General features: G+C 69.1%; 20 protein-coding genes and 1 pseudogene. 3 read left to right on the top strand and 18 right to left on the bottom strand.

Going from position 1 to position 23273, the window contains the following annotated elements; translation table 11 throughout:
• Positions 1-14: 14 nt before the first annotated feature.
• A complete protein-coding gene (locus tag LH076_RS04160; RefSeq protein WP_227782739.1) occupies positions 15-302 on the bottom strand; it encodes a DUF2087 domain-containing protein in 288 nt (95 codons plus the stop codon).
• Positions 303-431: 129 nt separating this feature from the next.
• On the opposite strand from LH076_RS04160, the gene LH076_RS04155 reads away from it, so the two are divergent.
• The gene (locus tag LH076_RS04155) at positions 432-1718 is read left to right on the top strand and encodes an HNH endonuclease (RefSeq protein ID WP_227782738.1); all 1287 of its coding nucleotides are present in this window, start codon (positions 432-434) and stop codon (positions 1716-1718) included.
• Here LH076_RS04155 and LH076_RS04150 read toward each other — a convergent pair.
• The 6 genes and pseudogenes from LH076_RS04150 to LH076_RS04125 all read right to left on the bottom strand — a co-directional run bounded on the left by LH076_RS04150 (position 1715) and on the right by LH076_RS04125 (position 8935).
• Positions 1715-2560 (bottom strand): hypothetical protein, encoded by an 846-nt coding sequence (locus tag LH076_RS04150; protein ID WP_227782737.1) that lies wholly within the window; start codon positions 2558-2560, stop codon positions 1715-1717. The two genes, LH076_RS04155 and LH076_RS04150, sit on opposite strands and share 4 nt — an antisense overlap.
• 2 nt (positions 2561-2562) lie before the next feature.
• Positions 2563-4521 (bottom strand): TIGR03960 family B12-binding radical SAM protein, encoded by a 1959-nt coding sequence (locus LH076_RS04145; RefSeq protein ID WP_227782736.1) that lies wholly within the window; start codon positions 4519-4521, stop codon positions 2563-2565.
• A 55-nt stretch (positions 4522-4576) separates the two neighbouring features.
• Positions 4577-6277 (bottom strand): MDR family MFS transporter, encoded by a 1701-nt coding sequence (locus tag LH076_RS04140; RefSeq protein ID WP_227782735.1) that lies wholly within the window; start codon positions 6275-6277, stop codon positions 4577-4579.
• A 25-nt stretch (positions 6278-6302) separates the two neighbouring features.
• Complete coding sequence (locus LH076_RS04135) at positions 6303-7175, bottom strand: metal ABC transporter permease (RefSeq protein WP_227782734.1); 873 nt, start codon at positions 7173-7175, stop codon at positions 6303-6305.
• A 314-nt stretch (positions 7176-7489) separates the two neighbouring features.
• Positions 7490-8011: pseudogene (locus LH076_RS16990) on the bottom strand (metal ABC transporter ATP-binding protein); the annotation flags it as partial.
• Between the two features lie 18 nt (positions 8012-8029).
• The gene (locus tag LH076_RS04125) at positions 8030-8935 is read right to left on the bottom strand and encodes a metal ABC transporter solute-binding protein, Zn/Mn family (protein ID WP_227782732.1); all 906 of its coding nucleotides are present in this window, start codon (positions 8933-8935) and stop codon (positions 8030-8032) included.
• An 84-nt stretch (positions 8936-9019) separates the two neighbouring features.
• Here LH076_RS04125 and LH076_RS04120 point away from each other — a divergent pair, with 84 nt between their 5' ends.
• Positions 9020-9442 (top strand): Fur family transcriptional regulator, encoded by a 423-nt coding sequence (locus tag LH076_RS04120; RefSeq protein ID WP_227782731.1) that lies wholly within the window; start codon positions 9020-9022, stop codon positions 9440-9442.
• Here the strand turns inward: LH076_RS04120 and rodA are convergent.
• From rodA to LH076_RS04075, 9 genes are all read right to left on the bottom strand, one after another.
• Positions 9433-10605 carry a rod shape-determining protein RodA gene (gene rodA, locus LH076_RS04115; protein ID WP_227782730.1) on the bottom strand — a complete coding sequence of 391 codons (1173 nt, stop codon included), beginning with the start codon at positions 10603-10605 and terminating at the stop codon, positions 9433-9435. The two genes, LH076_RS04120 and rodA, sit on opposite strands and share 10 nt — an antisense overlap.
• On the bottom strand, positions 10602-12716 hold the full coding sequence (mrdA, locus tag LH076_RS04110) for a penicillin-binding protein 2 (protein WP_227782729.1): 2115 nt from the start codon (positions 12714-12716) through the stop codon (positions 10602-10604). Before mrdA ends, rodA begins: the two co-directional genes overlap by 4 nt.
• A 2-nt stretch (positions 12717-12718) precedes the next feature.
• The gene (gene mreD, locus LH076_RS04105; protein WP_227782728.1) at positions 12719-13330 is read right to left on the bottom strand and encodes a rod shape-determining protein MreD; all 612 of its coding nucleotides are present in this window, start codon (positions 13328-13330) and stop codon (positions 12719-12721) included.
• Positions 13327-14253 (bottom strand): rod shape-determining protein MreC, encoded by a 927-nt coding sequence (gene mreC / locus LH076_RS04100; protein WP_227782727.1) that lies wholly within the window; start codon positions 14251-14253, stop codon positions 13327-13329. The genes mreD and mreC overlap by 4 nt, the downstream gene beginning before the upstream one ends.
• A complete protein-coding gene (locus LH076_RS04095) occupies positions 14253-15194 on the bottom strand; it encodes a rod shape-determining protein (RefSeq protein ID WP_227782726.1) in 942 nt (313 codons plus the stop codon). The genes mreC and LH076_RS04095 overlap by 1 nt, the downstream gene beginning before the upstream one ends.
• Before the next feature lie 135 nt (positions 15195-15329).
• A complete protein-coding gene (locus LH076_RS04090) occupies positions 15330-16100 on the bottom strand; it encodes a hypothetical protein (protein ID WP_227782725.1) in 771 nt (256 codons plus the stop codon).
• Positions 16101-16135: 35 nt separating this feature from the next.
• Positions 16136-16546 carry a nucleoside-diphosphate kinase gene (gene ndk, locus LH076_RS04085; RefSeq protein ID WP_227782724.1) on the bottom strand — a complete coding sequence of 137 codons (411 nt, stop codon included), beginning with the start codon at positions 16544-16546 and terminating at the stop codon, positions 16136-16138.
• Positions 16547-16555: 9 nt separating this feature from the next.
• Positions 16556-16975, bottom strand: coding sequence for a DUF4233 domain-containing protein (locus tag LH076_RS04080; RefSeq protein WP_227782723.1), 420 nt, complete (start codon positions 16973-16975; stop codon positions 16556-16558).
• Complete coding sequence (locus LH076_RS04075) at positions 16972-18330, bottom strand: bifunctional folylpolyglutamate synthase/dihydrofolate synthase (protein ID WP_227782722.1); 1359 nt, start codon at positions 18328-18330, stop codon at positions 16972-16974. The genes LH076_RS04080 and LH076_RS04075 overlap by 4 nt, the downstream gene beginning before the upstream one ends.
• Positions 18331-18357: 27 nt before the next feature.
• Here LH076_RS04075 and valS point away from each other — a divergent pair, with 27 nt between their 5' ends.
• Positions 18358-20988, top strand: coding sequence for a valine--tRNA ligase (gene valS / locus LH076_RS04070; protein WP_227782721.1), 2631 nt, complete (start codon positions 18358-18360; stop codon positions 20986-20988).
• A 50-nt stretch (positions 20989-21038) separates the two neighbouring features.
• Here valS and LH076_RS04065 read toward each other — a convergent pair whose 3' ends face one another.
• Together LH076_RS04065 and clpX are read right to left on the bottom strand one after the other, a co-directional pair.
• Complete coding sequence (locus LH076_RS04065; RefSeq protein WP_227782720.1) at positions 21039-21875, bottom strand: hypothetical protein; 837 nt, start codon at positions 21873-21875, stop codon at positions 21039-21041.
• A 95-nt stretch (positions 21876-21970) separates the two neighbouring features.
• Positions 21971-23266: an ATP-dependent Clp protease ATP-binding subunit ClpX gene (clpX, locus tag LH076_RS04060; protein WP_227782719.1), complete on the bottom strand. Its 1296-nt coding sequence runs from the start codon at positions 23264-23266 to the stop codon at positions 21971-21973.
• Positions 23267-23273 lie beyond the last annotated feature (7 nt).

Below are 23273 nucleotides of genomic sequence, written 5' to 3'. Positions count from 1 at the left end.
GCCGACCGAATCGGCTACTCGAGGCTGTCGAGGTCGACCGTCCCGCCGGTGCGCCAATAGAAGCCGTCGCGCCGGGTGAGGAACTGCTCCTCCACGAGGTAGCGGCGCAGGGCCGCGACGTCGGGATGGAACCGGCGGAGACGGCCGTTGACCTCGGTCTCCGGGTAGACCTCGCCGAGCTCGAAGGACTGGGCGAGATGGTCCAGGACGAGGAGGCGCTTGCTGCGCTTCGCCGGGATCGAGGTCAGGCTGCCGTCGGTCGCGAGGAAGCGCGCCAAGGTACGGGCGTCCTGCTCATCCACGGGCGCGACATTAATGGATGAGCAGGCGCCCCCTGCTGAAAGTCGGCGGCGCACATACCTTGCGCCGGCTTGCCTCCGATGATAGGATCGGCACAAGCACTAGCACCCACGCCGACCGCGGGAGAAGCGATGGCAGACACCCCCACCACGGACGACATCCGCGGCTTCGGGATGTCCATCGCCCGGCCGATCGACGGCGACCTGGACAGCATCTGCACCGAGCTCGGTGAGCTCGAGACGCTGAAGCACCAGATCGAAGCCCGCCAAGCTGCTCTCGCCCTCGAGGTCGACCGGATGATGCGCGAACGTGCCGCGGCCCAAGGGATTCCTGCTGAACGGCAGGGCAAAGCCGTGGCCGAGACCGTCGCCCGCGCCCGACGGATCTCGCCGGCCCACGGCCGGACGGTCATGTCCCTGGCGAAGCAGCTCCGGGCGCTGCCACGGACGTTCGCTAGGTACGCCGCCGGGGAGCTGTCCGAGTTCCAGGCGACGCTGGTGACTCGCGAAGCCAGCATCCTCGAAGGCCCGGATGCGCAGGCCTTCGACCGGCGGTTCGCGAACACTGCCGGCCTCAGCGAGCTGGGCAACCGCAAGATCGCCCACCGCGCCCAGACCATCGCCCTCGCTCTGGACGAGGAGGCGGTCGTACGCCGTCGGGACAAGGCCGTCGAGGACCGACACATCACCGCCACCCCCACCGATCGTGGCGACGGGATGGGTTGGCTCAAAGCCCTCATGCCCATCGAGCAGCTCGCCGCCGTCAAGGACACCCTCGAGGCTTCTGCGGACACCGCCCTCGCCCTGGGTGTGGACGCCACCCGCGGCCAGGTCATGGTCGACACGCTCATCGCCCGCCTCACCGGTGCTGACAGCGGCACGCCCGCCACGGTGGCGTTGGAGCAGCCCTCCCACCCGGTCACGATCAACCTCCTCATGACCGCCGAGGCGTTGTTGGACAACGACCACACCCAGCCTGCGATCCTCGCCAGCCACGGACCCATCCCGACGAGCCTCGCCAAGCGGCTCATCGAGACCGCGATCCTGAGCCTGCAGAAGGTCGAGCTCCGCCGCCTCTTCACCGCACCCCACACCGGTGAACTGGTCGCGATGGAGTCCAAAGCACGGCTCTTCCCCAAGCAGCTCGCCCAGTTCATCCGACTCCGCGACCAGATCTGCAGGACACCGGGCTGCGGCGCGAGGATCGCCCACATCGACCACGTCGAGGACTGGGACTCGGGCGGCGAGACCACCGTCGTCAACGGTGAAGGCACCTGCCGCCAATGCAACTGGGCCAAACAGGTCATCGGCCACCAGGACAGTGAGCCACCACCCCTGCGAACACCGCCAGAGCCCGGCGTACGACCACGCCACCACCTCGTCGTGGCCTACGACAGCGAGTTCACCCTCGCCGCCTAGGCCTCCCTGCGCTCAAGTCGGTAGTGCAGACGGGTCACCCAACGACCTCGGAGGCGGAGCTCATGATCAGTCCGCAGGACACCGGCGGGGTCGACGTACACGTGGAACGTCTCGTGCAGAGGGACTCTGACAGCGTGCGCGGACCCGCGCTCCTCGACGACCACATATGCACCGTCCTCCCCGAACCGACCTGACGGAGACTCGAGGAGCAGAGCGCCCTCCGCCGTGACGCTCGGACGGAGGAAGACCTGGACGTTGCCGGCCTCCAGTGGAAAGGCGACGTGGACACTCATGTGGTCAGACCCCGGCAGGCGCCGTGCCGAGTAACAGCCGCTGAAGACGTGGCGCCCGCTCCCCCGCAGCATCCGCTCCCAGGCGGCACCGACCTGAGCGCCCGCAGCGTCGCTGATCAGGGTCACGCGACTGTCCATTCCGTGTGCGACGTCGAGCGGCCGCATCGGCAGGGCGAGTTGCTCGACCCGACGGCCATAGAGACGGGAGATGAGTTCGCCGCCCGGCCAGAAGAGGGGCGACCAGGCGGACCAGACCTCGAGGCGCCAGTCGGCGGTGTGCTCGTAGAAGTCCCGGATCTCTGGACGGAGCGCGGCAGCCGAGAACCCGGGACCGTCCAGCATGGCCATGGAAGGCAGTAGCCCTCCGCCGACGGAGTTGTGCTCGAGGCGCCCGCCGAGCCGCTCGGCCTCCGCGTCCAGCCACGAGTCGGCTACCCGGGGCGACAGGCTCGTCGGCGCGGCCAGCCAACTGTCATCGCCCGCGAGGTTTACGGCTCGACCCGCGACGCGCCAGAACCCTCTGACGCCCGCATCGAGCCAGTGGCTCACGGTCAGACCACCGAGAGCGGCAGGAGCTTCTGACCCGTCGGGCCGATCTGGATCTCGGTGCCCATCTCCGGGCAGACGCCGCAGTCGTAGCAGGGGGTCCAGCGGCAGTCCTCGATCTCGATGTCCTCACCGTTGGCGGCCGCGAGGGCGTCCTCCCAGTCACCCCACAACCAGTCCTTGTCGAGGCCGGAGTCGAGGTGGTCCCAGGGCAGGACCTCGTCGTAGCCGCGCTCGCGGATGGTGAACCACTCGGCGGTGACTCCGGTCCCGGCGAGAGCCTTCTCGGCGGCGGACATCCAGCGCTCGAAGGAGAAGTGCTCGCTCCAGCCGTCGAAGCGGCCCCCGTCGCGCCACACCTCTTCGATGATCCGGCCCACGCGACGGTCGCCACGCGAGAGGAGTCCCTCGATCATGCCGGGCTTGCCGTCGTGGTAGCGGAAGCCGATCGCGCGACCGAAGCGCTTGTCCTGCTGGACCTCCGCGCGCAGCTTGCGCAGCCGCTCGTCGGTGGTCTCGTGGTCGAGCTGCGCGGCCCACTGGAACGGCGTGTGCGGCTTGGGCACGAAGCCACCGATGGAGACGGTGCAGCGGATGTCGTTGCGACCCGACACCTCGCGGCCGGTCGCGATCACGCGCTTGGCGAGGTCGGCGATGGCCAGCACGTCCTCGTCGGTCTCGGTCGGGAGGCCACACATGAAGTAGAGCTTCACTTGGCGCCAGCCGTGGGAGTATGCCGCCGCGACGGTGCGGATGAGGTCGTCCTCGGTCACCATCTTGTTGATCACCTTGCGCATCCGCTCCGACCCGCCCTCGGGGGCGAACGTCAGCCCGGAGCGACGGCCGTTGCGCGAGAACTCGTTGGCGAGCGTGATGTTGAAGGCGTCGACGCGGGTCGACGGCAGGGAGAGGGAGACGTTGGTGCCGTCGTACCGATCCGCGAGGCCGCTGGCGATGTCACCGATCTCGGTGTGGTCGGCCGACGAGAGCGAGAGCAGCCCGACCTCCTCGAAACCGGACTTGGAGAGGCCGTTCTCGACCATGGCGCCGATGGTGTTGATCGAGCGCTCGCGGACGGGACGCGTGATCATGCCGGCCTGGCAGAAGCGGCAGCCACGCGTGCAGCCGCGGAAGATCTCGACGCTGAAGCGCTCGTGCACGGTCTCGGCGAGTGGCACCAGCGGCTTGGCCGGGTAGGGCCAGGCGTCGAGGTCCATGAGCGTGTGCTTCCGCACCCGCCAAGGGGCGTCGGGGTGGTTGGGCGTGACGGCCTCGATCTCTCCGGTCTCGGCGTACGCGACGTCGTAGAACTTCGGGACGTAGATGTTCCCGCTGACGGCCAACCGCCGCAGCACCTCGTCCCGCCCACCGGGGCGGCCCTCGGCCTTCCACTCACGGATCACCTCGGTGATCGCCAGCACGGCCTCCTCGCCGTCACCGAGGACGGCGGCGTCGATGAAGTCGGCGATCGGCTCGGGGTTGAAGGCTGCGTGGCCGCCGGCGAGCACTACGGGATCGTCGATTCCCCGGTCGGCGGCGTGCAGCGGCATGCCGGCCAGGTTGATCGCGGTGAGCATGTTCGTGTAGCCGAGCTCAGTGGAGAAGGAGAGCCCGAGGACGTCGAAGTCACGCACGCTGCGGTGCGCGTCGACCGTGAACTGCGGGATGGCCTCGCTCCGCATGATCGCCTCGAGGTCGGGCCACACCGAGTACGTGCGCTCGGCGAGGACGCCGTCACGCTCGTTGAGGATCTCGTAGAGGATCGCGACGCCCTGGTTGGGCAGGCCGACCTCGTAGGCGTCGGGGTACATCAGCGCCCAGCGGACAGTCTGTCCCGAGGGCGTGTCCGCGCCGCAGTCCCAGTCCTTGACCGTCGAGTTGAGCTCGCCGCCGACGTACTGGATCGGCTTGGAGACCCGGCCCAGGTGGGGCTCGAGACGGGGGAAGAGGGACTCGCCGGACATAGGTCAAGCCTAAGTCCGGAGTACGGCGACGGCCGAACCCGCGAGCAGCCGGAACTCAGACGACGTCGTGCCCGGCGCCGCCCGCGACCTCGGCCTCCTTGGCGGCCCGCTGTGCGGCAGCCGCCGAGGCGGCGTTCGTCTCGCGCAGGACCACCTCTGGCATGAAGAGGAGCACCAGGAAGGCGAGCAGCCCGATCCCGACGATCATCACGAAGACATGGGTCATCGAGTCCGCGAAGCCGACCTTGAAGGGGTGCGCGACCGGAGCACTCATGTCGTTGATGACCGAGGAGTCCTTCTGGATACCGGCCAGCAGCGACGAGTCACCGGAGAGCACCTGCTTGTCGACCGCGTTCGGCGTCAGGGTTCCGGCCTGCACCTGCGCGGCGACCTTCGGCAGTTCGTCCTTCATCGCCGAGGAGATGTTTCCACCGACCGTGCTGAAGAGCACGGAGAGGAAGACCGCGACGCCGATGGTGCCGCCGATCTGGCGGAAGAAGGTGGCCGAGGCCGTCGCCACACCGATCGCCTGAGGCGGAACCGCCGACTGCACCGTGAGGATCAGCGGCTGCATACAGTTGCCGACGCCGTAGCCGACGATGAGCATGAAGAGCATCACGACCCACAGGTGGGTGTCGGCGCTGATGGTGGTGAGCAGGAACATCCCGAGCGCCATGAAGAGCGAGCCGATGATCGGGAAGATCCGCGGGCGACCCGTCTTCGAGGTGATCCGACCGGAGATCATGGCGGCCGACATCAGCCCGACGACCATCGGCAGCATCAGCAGGCCCGACTGCGTCGGCGAGGCGCCGTGGACGATCTGCATGTAGAGCGGCAGCATCATCATGCCGCCGAAGAGGCCCATGCCGACCAGGACGCTCGCGACGACGGTGACGGCCGCGGCACGGATCTTGAAGAGTGAGAGCGGGATGAGGGCGTCGCGTCCCATGAACGCCTCGGCCGCGATGAAGAGCACGAGGCCGACGGCACCGACGATGAAGCACAGCAGCGCGCGGCCCGAGCCCCATCCCCAGTCCTGCCCCTGCTCGGCGACGGTGAGGAGCGGCACGAGGCAGATGACGAGGGCGACGCCGCCCATCCAGTCGATCTTCGCCTCGCGCTTCACGTGGTGGACGTGGAGTGTGCGGTAGACGACGACGAGCGCGAGGATCCCGATCGGCACGTTGACGAGGAAGACCCAGCGCCACCCGGCGATGCCGAGGATCGAGTTCGCGCCTGCGAGGAGCCCGCCGATGACCGGCCCGAGCACGCTCGAGGAGCCGAAGGTGGCCATGAAGTAGCCGGTGTACTTGGCACGCTCGCGGGGGCTCACGATGTCGCCCACAATCGCGAGCACCAGCGTGAACAGACCGCCGGCGCCGAGGCCCTGGAAGGCGCGGAAGGCGGCCAGCTCGTACATCGAGGTGGCGATCGTGCAGAGCAGCGACCCGACGATGAAGACAGTGATGGCGAACATGAAGAGCTTCTTGCGGCCCCAGAGGTCGCCGAGCTTGCCGTAGATCGGCGTCGTGATCGTCGACGTGATGAGGTACGCCGTCGTGACCCAGGCCTGGATGTTGAGGCCGTGCAGGTCGTCGGCGATCGTCCGGATCGACGTCGAGACGATCGACTGGTCGAGCGCACCCAGGAACATCCCGAGCAGCAGACCCGTGAGGATCGTCAGGATCTGCCGGTGGGTGTACTCACCCTGTGCGGAGTCGGACGCGGGGACGGGGGTCGAGGAGTTCGTTGCCATCGTCAACGAGCCTAGCCCCCGCGGCTCACAGTGCGACAGCGGCGCGACGGACCCACCCGTGGCGGTTGCGCCAGGCGCCGATCCCTCGACAGACGAGATAGATCGAGAACGAGATCGTGGTGACGTAGGGGCTGATCGGCACACTGCCGCCCAGGGCGAGCAGGATCCCGCCGATCACCGAGACGAAGCCGAAGAGCATGCTGAGCAGCGGCATCACCCGGGGCGACGCGGTGACACGCATCGCCGCGGCCGCAGGCGTGCAGATGATGCTGAGCACCAGCAGGGCACCGATGATCTGGATCGAGATCGCGACCGCCAGCCCGAGCAACAGCATGAAGACCGGCGACAGGAGTGCGACCGGCACACCGCGCGCGGCGGCGAGCTCCGGGTCGGTGCTCGCGAAGACGAGCGGGCGCCAGATCACCAGCAGGCCGACGACCACGACCGCCGCCGTGAGGATCAACCACTTCAGCTGGGGCGTGTCGATCGCCACGATCTGGCCGGTGAGCAGTCCGAACTTGTTGGCCGCCCGGCCGTGGTAGAGCGCGAGGAAGAGCACGCCGAGTCCGAGCCCGAAGGGCATCAGGACACCGATGATGGAGTTGCGATCGCGCGCCTTCGCCCCGAGCGCGCCGATGATGACGGCCGCGATGAGCGAGCCGACCAGCGAGCCGGCCACCACGCTGACACCCAGCAGCAGCGCCGCCGTCGCACCGGCGAAGGAGAGCTCGCTGACGCCGTGGACGGCGAACGGCAGGTCGCGCATCATCACGAAGCTGCTGATCAGGCCGCCCACCAGCCCGAGCACCGCACCGGCGATGAGGGAGTTGTGCACCAATGGCAGCAGCTCGCTGTAGTTCGCGAAGTTGAAGATCTCGTGCCAGACGTCGGTGCTCACAGCGCCGGCTCCCCGTGGTGGTCGTGGGCATGGTCATGGTGATGGGCGTGCTCGGGCGAGTCGGGGATGCCCGCGACCAGGATGCGGCCGCCGGTGCGTACGACCTCGATCGGTGCTCGGTACAGCGCGGTGAGGGTCTCCGAGGTGAGCACCTCATCGACCGTGCCGACCCGGAAGGCTCCGCCCGCGAGGTAGAGCACGCGGTCGACGTACGGGAGAATGGGGTTGATCTCGTGGGTCACGAAGACGACCGCCGTTCGGTGCTCGCGCCGGCGGCGGTCGACCAGGCTCGTGACCACCTGCTGGCTGGCGAGGTCGAGCGAGAGCAGCGGCTCATCACACAGGAGCAGCTCGGGATCGGAGACCAGCGCCTGCGCGATCCGGACGCGCTGCTGCTCACCTCCGGAGAGCAGTCCCACCGGCATGTCGGCGAACTCGCGCGCGCCGACTCCCTCGAGAGCCTCCTCGACCGCACGCCAATCGGTGCGACCCGGGATGCCGATTCCCCACCGGTGGCCGTCGAGACCCTGGCGTACGACGTCGCGCGCCCGCAGCGGGGTCGTCGGGTCGAGGCGTCGCTGCTGCTGGATGTACCCGATGTGCCGGCTTCCGCGGCGCGCGGGCCGCCCGGTGACCTCGAGCGAGCCGGCGCTGAGTGGCTGGAGCCCGAGGATCGCGCGGAGCAGGCTCGACTTGCCCGAGCCGTTCGAGCCGAGCACGGCGAGGAACTCCCCCGGCTGGAGGTCGAGGTCGAGCCCGGACCACAGGCGATGTGTCCCGTAGCTCAGCGCGGCGCCGTGGAATCGCAGCGCTGAGCCGCGGGAAACCTCCGTCATGTGATCCATCGTCGCCGATCAGCCGAGTGCCGACTGAATCTGGGCGAGGTCGTCAGCCATCCATGCGAGGTAGTCCTGTCCGTCGGGAAGGGTCTCGCGCACGCCGACGACCGGGATGCCGTTCTCCTTGGCTGCCTTCAGCACGGCGTCGGTCTCCGGGCCGGTGGTCTGCTCGTTGTAGGCGAGGATCTTCACGGCCTTCGTCGCGAAGAGGTCGGTGGTCTCCTTGAGCACGGCCGGGGAGACGTCCGTGCCCTCCTCGATGCCCTCGCTGAACTCCTCCGGCGTCTTGTTGACCAGGCCGGCCGCCTCGAGCAGGTAGAGCGGCACCGGTTCGGTGATCGCGGCACCCTCGCCGGCGTGCTTCGCCTTGATCGCGGCCTCGGTGGCCTCGAAGCCGGCGAGCTTCTCGTCGAACGCCTTGGCGTTGGCGGCGTACGTCGACGCGTGGGTCGCATCGGCCTTCGCCAATGCGGCCTCGATCTGGTCGGCGATCTTCTGCACCGAGGGGAAGTCGTACCAGATGTGCTCGTTGAGCTCCCCGCCTGCCGGAGCGGTGTGACCCGAGATGTCGACCGCGTTGAGCACCATCGGGTCGCCCTTGGCGGTCTTGAGCATCGAGTCGATGAAGTCGTCGTACCCGCCGCCGTTCTCCACGACGAGATCGGCCTTGGAGAGCGCCAGCTGGTTCTGGGTGTTGGCCTCGTAGGAGTGCGGGTCCGCGTCGGGGTCGGAGATGATCGACGTGATCTCAACCGTCGATCCGGCGAGGTCGCCCGCGACCTGCTTCACCACGTCGCCCCACACGTTGGTGGACGCGACGACGTGGACGGCCGTGTCTCCGTCCGACGCGCCGCTCGTGCCGCAGCCGGCCGTGACAGCCATCATGACCGCGACACCGACACTCCACTGCAATGACCTCATGTCTCGACCCTAACCTACTAATGGGAATCGTTCCTAGTCCCACCTACGTTGGATGCGGGAATGATTCCCGGATAGGTTGGCTGCGTGACCACCTCGCCCGAGCGCCGGCGCTCCACCACCCAAGGAGACGCCGTCAAGGACGCGTTGCTCGGCCAGGACGGTTTCCGCTCGGCCCAGGACGTCTACGCCGACCTCCGCGCCGGTGGCCAGAAGATCGGCCTGTCGACGGTCTATCGACACCTGCAGGCCTTCACCGACCACGGCCTCGTGGACGTGATCCACAACGCCGACGGGGAGACGACCTACCGGTACTGCGGCGACTCCGCCGCCGGTCACCACCACCATCACCTCGTCTGCCGCCGCTGCGGTCGCGCGGAGGAGGTCGAGGGCCGTGCCGTCGAGCGATGGGCCGACGAGATCGCCAAGAAGTTCGGCTACGCGGACGTCGACCACACCATCGAGGTCTTCGGCACCTGCCCCGACTGCGCCGCGGCGACTCAGCCGTAGAGCGGCTGGGCGTCTCGCAGGCCGAGTCGGCCGCTCAGAGCAGCCGGACTCGCCGCCTGGCTCGCGTGCATGTTCTGCAGCAGCCCGATGGCGAGCAGGCTGGCGAACATCGAGCTGCCGCCGTACGACAGGAGCGGGAGGGGGACGCCGGTGACGGGCATGATGCCGAGGCACATCCCGATGTTCTGGAAGGCCTGGAAGCCGAACCAGCAGGCGATGCCCGCAGCCGCGACCCGGCTGAAGGGGTCCTGCGCGCGGCGGGCGATCGAGAGTGCCCGCCACAGGACCACACCGAGCAGCAGGATGATGGCGGCCGCGCCGACCAGGCCGAGCTCCTCGCCCGCGACGGTGAAGATGAAGTCGGTGTGCTGTTCGGGCACGAAGCCCGCACGCGTCTGGGTCCCGTGGAAGAGACCCTGGCCGAAGAGGCCGCCGTTGCCGATCGCGATGCGCGCCTGCTCGGTGTTGTAGCCGGCGCCCTGGGGGTCGAGCGCGGGGTTGGTGAAGGCCATGAAGCGGTCGACCTGGTAGGCCTTGAGCACTCCCCCGGCGACGGCGACGACGGCCGCGAGGATGCCGCCGCAGGCCAGCAGCGCGAGCCACGGTTTGGGCGCACCGGCGGCCGCGAGCACACCGAAGACGGTGGCGGCGAGGACCAGCGTGGTGCCGAGGTCGGGCTGCGCGATGATCAGCAGCGCCGGGAGCGCAGCCACCGCAAGCATCACGAGGACGTCGCGACCAGTGACGCCCCACAGGCCGCGCGAGCGCTCCGACAGGACGAGCGCCATCCCGACGACGACCGCCAGCTTGGCGAACTCCGAGGGCTGCAGGCTCATCCCGCCGACGTCGAGCCACGAACGGGAGCCGTTGATCGTCACACCCGAGGTGAGGACGAGAAGAAGCCCCGCGATCGCGCCGAGGTAGATGAGCGGAGCCGCGATCCGCATCCAGCGGTGGCCGACGATCCACGCGGCGGCCATCAGTGCGAGGCCGATCAGCACGTTGGTGAGCTGCTTGCGGAAGAAGAGCCCGGAGTCACCGCCGGTCAGCGCGTCACGGTTCGCCGTGGCAGACCAGACCAGCAGCACCGACAACGTCACGAGGGCCAGGACGGCGCCGAGCAGGAGACAGTCGATCCGGCGCAGCGGGTTGAGGGGGTTCACTTCGAGTCCTTCGCGGTGGACACGGGCGGCAGGATGGCGCCGTCCTTGGCGAAGGTGGGCAGCGCCTTGGGCGGCGTGAGACCGGGGATGGCCGTCTTGGACGCCTTCGGGCTGCCGTCGTCCTGGATGCCGTACAGCGTCTTCCAGATGTTCTCCACCGGGACGCCCGCGGTGCCGGAGCCGGTACCGCCCTGGGTGACCATCATCAGGACGACGTAGTTCTTGTCGTACGTCGCGACCCACGATGTCGACTGCTTGTTCTCCACCTCGGCCGAGCCGGTCTTGCCGCGGATGTGGACCTTGTCGAGGTCGATGTCGTGGAACTTCCACGCCAGGGTGCCGACCTTCGGCGTGCCGAGCAGCGCGTTGTTGACGTAGTCGATGCTCTTCTTGGAGACCTTCACGTGGCGCACCAGCGTCGGCTTGATCTCCTTGAGCACGGTGCCGTCCTCGGAGACGATCGCCTTGCCGACCGTGGGCTCGTAGAGCTTGCCGCCGTTGGAGATCGCGGCGTACGCCCGGGCGAGCTGGAGGGGCGTGACCATCGTGTCGCCCTGGCCGATGGTGAAGTTGGCCGCGTCACCCTGGCGGAAGTAGTTGCCCTCGAGGCAGAACTCGTGGGCGTAGACCTTCATGAAGGCGGAGGTGTCCTTCGCCTTGCCGGCCTTGATCTTCTCGTCCAGGTCGCAGTAGGTCTGCCGGGTCTGCTGGAAGTAGGCGTTGCGCCAGATCCGGTCTCCCACGCGGCCGCTGGCCTCACCCGGGAGGTCGACGCCGGTCGGCTTGCCGAACCCGAACGAGCGCGCGGCCGCACCGAGCGGGTCCTTGGCCTTCGCGTTGGCGGGATCGGAGCCGTACTTGTTCCAGAAGTTGAGGCCGACGCGGTAGAAGAAGGTGTCGCACGAGACCTCGAGGGCGCGGGCGAAGGTGATGTTGCCGTAGGACTCCGACTCGTAGTTCTTGAACCAGCGGTTGCCGATCTGGAGGCCGCTGGAGCAGCCGAGGGTCGTGTCGGTCGACATGCCGCCACTGATCGCGCCGGTCGTCATGATGGGCTTCCACGTCGAGCCCGGCGCGAACTGCCCCTGCGTCGCGCGGGGCAGCAGGGGGTCACCCGACTTCTCGCTGGTCAGGTCCGTGAGCTGCTTCTGCGTGATGCCACCCACCCACACGCTCGGGTCGTACGTCGGCTGGCTGGCCATGGCGACGATGCGGCCGGTCTTCGCCTCCATCACGATGGCCGCACCGGAGTCGGCCACGTAGTTCTTGTGCGTCACCGGGTCGTACGTCGCGCGCGCGGTCGTGATGGCGTCGTTGAGCTGCTTCTCCACGGAGGCCTGGACCTTCGCGTCGATGCTGGTGACAAGGGTGTCACCGGCCTGCGCCGCCGTCGTGGAGCCGACACCGGTGGGACGGCCGAGTGAATCGACGGGGACCGAGGTCTCGCCCGGCAGGCCGCGGAGCCACTCGTCGTACTCCTTCTCGACACCGGCCCGGCCGACCGACGAGGTCGCGTTGATCGAGGGGTCGTTCGCCTTGGTGGCGGCGGCGTACTCCTTGTCGGTGACGGGTGAGAGGTAGCCGAGGACGTGCGCGAGGTTGATGCCGTAGGGCTGGGGGTAGGCGCGCACCGACTGCTGGTCGGCCACGACGCCCGGGTAGTCCTCGGGCTGCTCGAGGATGGCGAGCGCGACCTTCTCCGGCACGTCGCTGGCGATCGGGACGGGCTCGTAGCGCGAACCGTTCCAGTCGTCGAGGTCCTTCTGGATCTCGGCGACCTTGACCCCGGTCGCCTTGGTCACCCGCTTGAGCAGCTCGGCGCGGTCGGCGCTGTCGAGCTGGGCCAGCGTGTTCTTGTCGATCGAGACGACCCACGCCTTGCGGTTGGTGACGAGCGGGCGCCCCATGTCGTCGACGATCAGCCCGCGCGCGGGCTGGACCGTGACGTCACGGACCGACTGCGAGGAGGCCTTGGCGCGGTAGGTCGGACCCTGGTCGACCTGCAGCCACCAGAGCCGGACCAGCAGCGTGGCGAAGAGTGAGAAGACCAGCGCCTGCAGCACGATCAGCCGCAGGCGTGAGGTCCGTGAGGTCCGGGAGGAGTCGGCCACGCTCAGGTCTCCGGCGTGGGTCGCGGCGTCGGGCCGGGCGTGAGGTCGGGAGCAGCGTCCGGGACGAGGCGCCGGAACGCGAGCATCGCGGCCGGCACGACGAGCGCCGCGAGGACGGCGTCCCACACCAGCCCGCCGAGGATCGGCTGGAGCAGGTCGTCCATCGGCAGGGGTGGGTCGCGCAGGATGACGCCACTCAGCGCGAAGATGCTCAGGCCGGCGAAGCTGCAGGCGACCGCGGTCGCGAGGACCGTCGGGAGACGCAGCTCGGCGGGTCGGCCCGTCTCATCGACCGTGGCCTCGCGCACCCGGCCGGCGACGTACCCGATGAGGAGGAGGGCGAGCGCCCACCGGCCGGCGAGGTGGTCACTCGGCGGCGCGAGGTCGACCAGGACGCCCGCGGCGAAGCCGAGCACGAGGCCGAAGTGGCTGCCGCGCACGAGCGCGCCGGCGACGACGACCAACAGGACGAGGTCGGGCACGGTGCCGCGCCACGCGAAGGCGTCGAAGACGCTCACCTGCAGGATGAGCGCGACGCTCACGAGGACCGCCGCGAGGGCCCAGGGGGCGACGCGACGCAGGTCGATCGGGCTCTGGATCGGCGTAGCGGTCACTTGAGCTCACCGTCCACGTCGATGACGGCGCGGTCGCTCTTGGTACCGCTCGGGACGGCGACACCGACGAGGTCGAGGCTGGAGAAGCTGACGTACGGCGTCACGCGGACGTGCTGGGTGGAGTCGCGCAGGTTGGAGTAGACCGAGTCGACCACACCGATCGGGACACCGGAGATGTACGGCGCCCCCTTCCCGCTCCCCCAGGTGACGACCGTGTCTCCCTTCTCGGGCACGTCGGTCTGGTCGATGAGTTCGAGGTCGAGCTTGGCTCGCGAGCCGAGGACGCCGGTGCCGTGCAGGAACCCGGCCTCCATCGTGGAGCCGACGCGGCCGCCGACGACGGAGTCGGCGTCGGCGATGAGCAGCACCGTGGCGGTGGAGCGGGTGACGCGGAGCACCCGGCCGACCAGCCCCTTGGCGGCGACGACGGTCATGTCCGCGGCGATGCCGGCGTCGGAGCCGGCGTCGATCGTGATGGTCCGCTCGAAGCTCTGGGCGGCGCCGTACCCGACGACGTGGGCGGGCACGACGGCGTAGCCGATGTCCTGCGCCTCGGACATCAGGCCGTCGTACTCCGCGAGCCGGTTGCGGCCGTAGTCGCTGGTCTGCACCTTCTGGGTGAGGTCGGCGTTCTCGGCCTTCAGCCGCCGTACGTCGGCACGGAGCGAGCCCTGCGTGCGCGCCCAGTCCGGGATGCTGGTCACAGGGCGCGCGACGGTGGCGGCGCCGGTCTCGAGCGGGCCGTAGATCTCGCCGGCGAGGCTGCGCAGAGGCGTGAGCGCCGGGCTGGTCAGGTCGAGCACGATCAGGACGGCGCAGGCGAGCAGCAGCGCGACGAGGGTGGAGCGACGGCTGCTGCGCGGACGCGTCTCCAGGCCGCCGCGCTTGTTGAGCCGCTCCTGCGGCCGTTCGAGCAAGGTCATCAGGCCACGTTCCGATCAGTGATGAGCACGCTGCGGAGCAGGGCCGCGTCGTCGACGCAGCGCCCGGCGCCCGCGATGACGGCGTGGGCCGGGTCCGGGGCGAGCAGGACGGGCAGGTCGAGCTCACGGCTGAGCATCATCTCGATGCCGGGCAGCAATGCGCCGCCGCCGGCCAGGACGAGGCCGTGGTCGCGGATGTGGTCGGCGAGGCCCGGCGTCGCGTCGAGCGTCGCGGTGATCGCGTCGATGATGTCGGTGAGCGGCTCGGTGAGGGCGTGGCGCAGGTCCGCGCCGGTGACGGTGACCGTGCGGCTCATCCCGCTGATGTCACGCGAGGTGATGTCGAGCGACTCGGCATCGGCCATCGGCCAGGCGGTGCCAAGCTCGAGTTTGAGGTCCTCGGCGATCTGCTCGCCGACGATGAGTCCGCGCTCGGCGCGGAGCCACGCGGCAATGGCGCGGTCCATGTCGGCGCCGTTGACCTTCGCGCTGGTGGAGGTGACGACACCGCCCAGGCTCAGCACGGAGATCTCGGTGAGGCCGGCGCCGAGGGTCACGACCATGGTGCCCGTCGGCCGGTGCACGGGGAGCTCGGCAGCGATCGCGACGAGGAGGGGCGAGTCGACGAGGAAGACCTGACGGGCACCGGCCTGGTAGGCCGCCTCCTTGACCGCGCGTCGCTCGACGCCGGTGGTCACCGCAGGGACGGCCAGGAGCATGCGGGGTCGCGCCAGGTAGCGGCGCTGGTGCACCTCGTGGACGAGTGACTCCAGCAGGTCGACGCAGCCGTCCACGTCGGCGATCACGCCGTCCCGGATCGGCCCGGGTCCGCTCGTGGACGTGGGCACGCTGAACACCACGCCTCTGCCACGCGCGTAGACCTGCGTGGTGGACGTGCCCAGATCGACCGCCATGTCACGGCCGACGAATCCCATCGCCATCGTGAAGCCCCATGTCCTGTTTCGGGGAAGAGCGGCACGACAGGACCCCGCGCCTCCTCCGAGGCTAAGCGGGTCGTACGCCGACGGGCGGTCGGACACGCCGTGACGGATGTGACTGGTGTGACTCTCGGGCGGCTAGGAGACGGAGCGCGGTGCGCCGCGAGGCGTGAGGTGGTACCAGCTGGAGCGGCTCACGCCGCTGGCGACCAGGCCGGCGCCGAAAGCCTCGAGGAACTGCTCGCGCACGACGGTGCGCCAGGCGCTCGCCTGCTCCGGCATCGTGCGGCGCAGCGCCACGACGTCCCGCGGCACCCGGAGCCAGCGGCTGTCGCCCTCGGTGCGCAGGAACGGGTCGCCGTCAGGACCGTCGGCGACGGGCTCCCCACCGAGCGGCACCTCGGGTGCCTCCGGCTCCGGCTCGGGGGAGAGGTCCCAGACCGCGACCAGGCGGTCGGCCTCGTCCTCGCCGTTGAGGTCGTCGGACATGACGCCGTAGAACGCCTCCTCGTACTCCGAGGCCGTCGCACCGAGCACACTGAGGTTGAACCGGGCGTTGCGCGCGACGAGCGGGTCGAAGGTCCAGCGGATCTCGGTGAAGCCGTGCTGCAGGGCCCACTCACGCTGACGCAGCTTCAGCGCCCGCCCGGTCCCCCGGTCCACCGTCCCCGGGGCGACCGCTGCCAGCAGCGAGTACGCCGACCCGGCCGGTGTGCCGGGCGTGAGGACCGCGGCGCCGAGGAGCCGCTCGCCGTCCCGCGCGACGGTGACGGCACCACCGGCGTGGATGAGGCTCTTCATCACGTCGCTGTGGAGCGGGGCACCCTCGTCGGTGCGGCCCCAGACCTCGGTGAAGAGGTTCGAGACGGCCCGCACGTCGGGCATCGAGTCGACTTCGACGATCTCCACGTGCGTCACCCTTCCCAGATCGCCGGTCGTCAGTCTCAGGCCAGGCCGGGGAACCAGAGCGCGATCTCGCGCGCTGCGGACTCCGGGGAGTCCGAGGCGTGCACGAGGTTCTCGCGTCCGGAGCTGGAGAGGTCGCCGCGGATGGTGCCCGGGGCGGCCTTGCGACCGTCGGTGGCACCGTTGAGCGCGCGGACGACGGAGATCGCCTCGTCGCCCTCCAGGACGAGGGGCATCAACGGGCCGGACGTGATGAAGTCGCGCAGCGGCGGATACCAATCCTTGTCGACGTGCTCGGCGTAGTGCTTGTCCGCCATCTCGGCGTCGACGGTGCGGAGGTCGAGCGTCACGATCGTCAGGCCCTTGCGCTCGTAGCGGTGGAGGATCTCACCGGCGAGGCCCCGCTTCACAGCGTCGGGCTTGAGGATCACGAAAGTACGCTCTGACATGGGCCGAGCCTATCGAGCGGCGTCGTACGCGGCGAAGGCGGCAGCACGCTCCCGCTCGATCCTCCGGCCGAGCAGGTCGGCCATGCCCCAGAGCAGACCGAAGATCAGGCCCAGCACGACCATGATCCCGACCACTGCGCCCAGCGCGACAGCGGCGACCTGAATCGCCCAGCCGACGTAGTAGGCCCACGGCCGGCGAAGCATCCCGGCGCATCCCACGCAGAGGACGAGCAGCCCGACGCCGATCAGCACGGCGGTCCCGGTGGAGACGTCGTGGACCGAGATCATCACCGGCGTGGTGAGGCCGAGCGTGATCGCCTCCAGCGACAGTACGGCGGCACACATCCCCCGACGCGGGGACTTGGTGCGCTCGGGATCGATCGCGGAGTCGAGCGGGCTGAGGTCGTTGCTCTGCTCGTAGTCGGTCACTTCGGGCCTCCCAGCAGGTGACGCGCCTCGCCGACCGTGACGACCGAGCCGGTGATGAGGACCGCGCCCGAGCTGAGCGAGTCGGCGGAGTCACTCTCGGCCAGGGCGGTGGCGGCGTCGATCGCGCTGGCCAGGTCCGGGATGACGCTGACGCGGTCCTCCCCGTAGATCTCGCGGGCGAGCTCGCCGAGGCGCTCGGCGCGCATCGAGCGCTGCTGGCTGTTCTGCGTGACGACGAGGTGCTCGAAGTGCGGCTCGAACGCGACGAGGAGACCCTCGACGTCCTTGTCCCCCATCACGCCGACGACTCCGACGAGCGGGCTGAAGGAGAAGGCCTCGTCGAGCGCGGCCGCGGTGGCCTCGGCACCCGATGGGTTGTGCGCCGCATCCAGCACAATCGTCGGCGAGCGGCGGATGAGCTCGAGCCGGCCCGGCGAGGTCACTTTGGCGAAGGCGTCACGGATGAGCTCGTCACCCAGTCGCTCGTCTCCGGCAGCGCCGGTGAAGGCCTCGACCGCCGCGAGGGCGAGTACGGCGTTCTGGGCCTGGTGCCGCCCGTAGAGGGGCAGGAAGAGGTCGTCGTACTCACCGCGGAGGCCCTTCAGCGTCACGACCTGGCCACCGACGGCGGGGGTCGACGAGACGACACCGAAGTCGCGGCCCTCCAGCAGCAGTGTGGCGCCGACCTCGGCCGCCCGCTCCTCGAGCACCGCCATCACGTCGGGCTCCTGGAGGGCGACGACCGCGGTCGCACCCTCCTTGATGATGCCCGCCTTCTCGCGGGCGATCGCGGTCACGGTGGTGCCGAGGTACTGCGTGTGGTCCAGCCCGATCGGCGTGATCACCGCGACCGTCCCGTCGGCGACGTTGGTCGCGTCCCACGAGCCACCCATGCCGACCTCGATCACCGCAGCATCGACGGGCGCCTCGGCGAACTTCGCGAAGGCCATGCCCACGACGGCCTCGAAGAAGGAGAGCGGGTGCGGCTGGTCGAGGTCGACCATGTGCGTGTACGGCGCCACGTCGTTGAAGGCGTCGACGAACTGCTCGTCGGTCAGCGGCTCGCCGTCGATGGAGATCCGCTCACTCATCCTCTCCACGTGCGGGGACGTGAAGCGGCCCGTGCGCAGATCCAGTCCGCGCAGCAGGGTGTCGATCATCCGGCTGGTGGAGGTCTTGCCGTTGGTGCCGGTCAGGTGGATGACGGGATAGCCCCGCTGGGGGTCACCGAGGAGCTCGGTGAACGCCTGGATCCGATCGAGGCTCGGCTCGAGCTTGGTCTCGGGCCAACGCGACAGCAGCGCGTCCTCGGCCTCAGCGAAGGTTTGGGCGGGACGTGCGGAAGTCTGGTTCATGTCCTGACCAGTCTAGGATTTGCTCCCATGCACGCTGAAGTTCCCGAGAAGCCGGCGCTCGAGGGTCTCGAGGACAAGTGGTCCGCCACCTGGAAGTCCGACGAGACCTACGCCTTCGATCGCACGCAGCCGCGTGAGAACGTCTACTCGATCGACACTCCCCCGCCGACCGTCTCGGGCTCGCTGCATGTCGGCCACGTCTTCTCCTACACGCACGCCGACCTGATCGCCCGCTTCCAGCGGATGCGCGGAAAGTCGGTCTTCTATCCGATCGGCTGGGACGACAACGGCCTGCCGACCGAGCGTCGCGTGCAGAACTACTTCGGCGTCCGCTGCGACCCGTCCGTCGCCTACGACCCCGACTTCACGCCACCCGAGAAGCCGGACCCCAAGAAGCAGATCCCGATCAGCCGACGGAACTTCGTCGAGCTGTGCTCGCAACTCGTGGTCGAGGACGAGAAGGTCTTCGAGTCACTCTGGCGCGCGCTCGGCATGTCGTACGACTGGAACCACCAGTACACGACCATCGGTCGCGACGCGCAGGAGGTCTCGCAGCGTGCCTTCCTGCGCAACCTCGCCCGCGGCGAGGCCTACCTCCAGGAGGCGCCGACGCTCTGGGACGTCACGTTCCAGACCGCCGTCGCCCAGGCGGAGCTCGAGGCGCGCGAGTACCCGGGTGCCTACCACCGGGTCGCCTTCCGTTCGAAGGACAGTGCCGGCGGCCCGATCTATATCGAGACCACGCGTCCCGAACTGATCCCGTCCGTCGTCGCCCTGATCGCGCACCCCGACGACGAGCGCTACCAGAAGCTCTTCGGCACGACTGTGACGTCTCCTGTCTTCGGCGTCGAGATCCCCGTCCTCGCGCACCCGGCCGCCGAGCCGGACAAGGGCGCGGGCATCGCGATGTGCTGCACCTTCGGTGACCTGACCGACGTCCAGTGGTGGCGTGAGCTGCAGCTGCCCGTCCGTACGGTCATCGGCCGCGACGGCCGCTTCACCCGCGAGACGCCCGAGTGGCTGGTTTCGACAGGCGCAACCGACGGAGCCTCCTTCTACGAGTCGGAGCTGGCCGGCAAGACGACCCACTCCGCCCGCGAGGCGATGGTCGCCCGACTTCGTGAGACGGGCGAGCTGGAGGGTGAGCCCAAGTCCACCCAGCGGATGGCGAACTTCTACGAGAAGGGCGACAAGCCGCTCGAGATCGTCTCCACCCGCCAGTGGTACATCACCAACGGCGGCCGCGACACCACGCTGCGCAACGCGCTCCTCGCCGACGGCGCCCAGATCGACTGGCTGCCCGGCCACATGCAGCACCGCTACGACAACTGGGTCGGTGGCCTCAACGGCGACTGGCTGATCTCGCGTCAGCGCTACTTCGGCATCCCCTTCCCGGTCTGGTACGCCCTCGACTCCGAGGGTGAGCCGCAGTACGACAAGCCGCTCCTCCCGACGGAGGCGCAGCTCCCGATCGACCCCTCCTCCGACGTCCCCGAGGGCTACACCGCCGACCAGCGTGGTGTCCCCGGCGGCTTCATCGGCGACCCGGACGTGATGGACACCTGGGCGACCTCGTCGCTCACCCCGCAGATCGTCGGCCAGTGGAAGGGCGACGGTGCCGAGGGCGATGACCTCTTCTCCCGGATCTTCCCTATGGACCTCTGCACCCAGGGCCACGACATCATCCGCACCTGGCTCTTCTCCCGCGTCGTGCGCTCGCACCTGGAGGAGGGGCAGGTTCCGTGGAAGCACGCGATGCTCTCGGGCTGGATCCTCGACCCGGACCGCAAGAAGATGTCGAAGTCCAAGGGCAACGTCGTCGTCCCGACCGAGATCCTCGAGAAGTTCGGCGCCGACGCTGTCCGCTGGCGCGCCGCGCTCTCCCGGCCGGGGCTGGACTCGCCGTTCGACGAGACCCAGATGAAGGTCGGCCGACGGCTCGCGCTCAAGGTGCTCAACGCCTCCCGTTTCGTCCTCGACGGCGAGTTCGGCGTCGGCGCGACCGCCATCAACAACGCCGCGATCTCGGAGGCCGTCGACACCGCCCTCGTCGCGAAGCTCAAGGACGTCATCGAGGCCGCCACCGACGCGTTCGAGGCCTATGACTACACCAGCGCGCTCGAGACGGCCGAGAAGTTCTTCTGGGAGTTCTGCGACGACTACCTCGAGCTGGTCAAGGAGCGTGCGTACGGTCGGCCCGAGGCCGGCATCGCGCCTGCCGCGACCGAGTCGGCCAAGGCCACGCTCGCGCTGGCGCTGCACGTCCAGCTCCGGCTCCTCGCGCCGTTCCTTCCCTACGCGACCGAAGAGGTCTGGTCGTGGTGGCAGGCCGCCGAGAACGGTTCGATCCACACCAGCCACTGGCCCGAGGCCCTCGAGCTGGGTGCGGCCGCTGCGGCTGACGCCTCGCTCCTGAGCGGCGTCGCCGCCGCCCTCACCGGGCTGCGTGGCGTGAAGTCGCAGGCCAAGGTCTCGATGCGCGCCGAGCTCTCCTCGGCGACCGTCACGGGGCCGACCGCGCTCGTGTCAGCCGCCGAGAAGGCCCAGGGCGACCTCTGCCGCGTCGCCAAGGTGACGGGGCAGATGACCTTCGTCGTCGACGACAGCCTCACCGAACTGACCGTCACGGCCGACTTCGCCCCCGTCGCCCAGGCGTAAGGGACTGGGCGCGGGACGCCCGACCCGCAGCAGATGCGCGGTGGTCGGGCTCAGCGGCGCTTCGAGCCCTTCCAGCTGCCGTGCCCGCGGTCGTGCGAGTCCGACGTCGAGGCGACGCCCGCGTGACTCGTGGACCTGCTCGCGGACCTACTGGTGGAGCGGCTGGCCGTGGTGTGCCCGCGGGCGACGCCGTGGGCCGCGGTGGTCTTGGCGACCTTCGTGTGGCGCACCGCTCGCCCGCGCGAGGACGAGCGGGTGCCGGTCGATCCCTGGTAGGTGGACCGGACGGACGCCTGGGACTTCGTCGACGCGACCGATGCTGAGGAGCTCGAATTCGAGTTGGAGGAGGACGACGACGCGGACGAGGACGCGGAGCTCGTGGTGGACGCCGCAGAGCTGCTCCGCACTGGAGTCGTGGTCGCGGCGGCGGCCGATCCGGCCGAGGAGGCGCTCTGGGCGCCCGTGACGACCGTCGTGACCGACGTGGTGACCTGGCCGTCCGTGCTCGTCACCACCTTCTTCCCCGACTGCTGGGCCGTCGTGGCGATCGCGGCACCGACGCTCGCGGCAGGTGCCTCAGCGCTCACGCCGCGAGTTCGGCTGGAGCGCGCCGATCGGGCGGTCGAGGCCGCCGCGATGTGCGTGGTGACCGCATCCGGGACCACGGCACGCGTCTCGGAGGGCTCCTGGCGGGCCACGATCGAGATGCCGGAGGCGAGAACCTCTTCGGGCACGGGCGCCAGCCGCGCGCCGGCCACGACCGCCTGCGCAGGAGCGCTGAACAGTCCGCCGAGCGAGTCGGTACGCATCCCGTTCGCGAGGACGACGATCGAGGCGATCAGGAGCACGGCGAAGGCTGCGAGCGGTGCTCGCTGCTCGTTGCTCATCCTGCCACCTCCCCTGCCCGATCAGGTTGTTCGGACATTCTGGCAAGGGGCGGGACCGGATACCAATCCGTCCCGGCATAAATGGCTCAGAGTGACTAGGCCGACTTCTTCTTGGGCTTTTCTGCTGCGGAGACCGGCACCAGGGTCGGCGCCTCCTCCCCGTCGACCACCGCCCGCGTCACGATCACCTTGGCGACATCGCCGCGCGAGGGCACCTCGTACATCACGTGGAGGAGCACCTCCTCGATGATCGCGCGCAGGCCACGGGCACCGGTCTGTCGCTCCAGCGCCTTGTCGGCGACGGCCTCGATCGCGTCGGTCGTGAACTCCAGCTCGACCCCGTCGAGGTCGAAGAGCTTCTGGTACTGCTTGATCAGGGCGTTGCGCGGCTCGGTGAGGATCTGCACGAGAGCCTCCTGGTCGAGCTTGCTGACGCTCGCGATCAGCGGCAGGCGGCCGATGAACTCTGGGATCAGCCCGAACTTGGTGAGGTCCTCGGGACGGACGTACTGCAGCAGGTCCTCGGCCTCCTTCTCGGCAGCCGTCTTGACCTCCGCGGTGAAGCCGAGGGACTTCTTCCCGACGCGCTGCTCGATGATGTGCTCGAGACCGGCGAAGGCACCGCCCACGACGAAGAGGATGTTCGTCGTGTCGATCTGGATGAACTCCTGGTGCGGGTGCTTGCGTCCACCCTGCGGGGGCACCGAGGCGGTGGTGCCCTCGATGATCTTCAGCAGCGCCTGCTGCACACCCTCACCCGACACATCGCGGGTGATGGACGGGTTCTCGGCCTTGCGGGCCACCTTGTCGATCTCGTCGATGTAGATGATGCCGGTCTCGGCCTTCTTGACGTCATAGTCAGCGGCCTGGATGAGCTTGAGCAGGATGTTCTCGACGTCCTCGCCGACGTATCCCGCCTCGGTGAGAGCGGTGGCATCGGCGATCGCGAACGGCACGTTGAGCATGCGGGCGAGCGTCTGGGCCAGGTAGGTCTTGCCGCAGCCGGTCGGGCCGATGACGAGGATGTTGGACTTCGCCACCTCGACGACCTCGTCCTTGGAGTGCTTGCCCGACCCGCCGGCTGCCGGCTGGAGACCGGCCTGCACCCGCTTGTAGTGGTTGTAGACCGCGACGGCGAGCGCCTTCTTGGCCTGCTCCTGACCGATCACGTAGGAGTTCAGGAACTCGAAGATCTCCCGCGGCTTGGGCAGCTCGGCGAGGTCGACGTCGGCGCCCTCCGAGAGCTCCTCCTCGATGATCTCGTTGCACAGGTCGATGCACTCGTCGCAGATGTAGACACCCGGTCCCGCGATGAGCTTCTTGACCTGCTTCTGCGACTTGCCGCAGAAGGAGCACTTGAGGAGGTCGCCTCCGTCACCGATGCGTGCCACGGTCAAT

It is taken from the genome of Nocardioides sp. Kera G14, assembly GCF_020715565.1.
GTDB lineage: Bacteria > Actinomycetota > Actinomycetes > Propionibacteriales > Nocardioidaceae > Nocardioides.
Note: the sequence above shows the minus strand (reverse complement) of the source record. Positions and strands in the feature narration are given on the sequence as shown.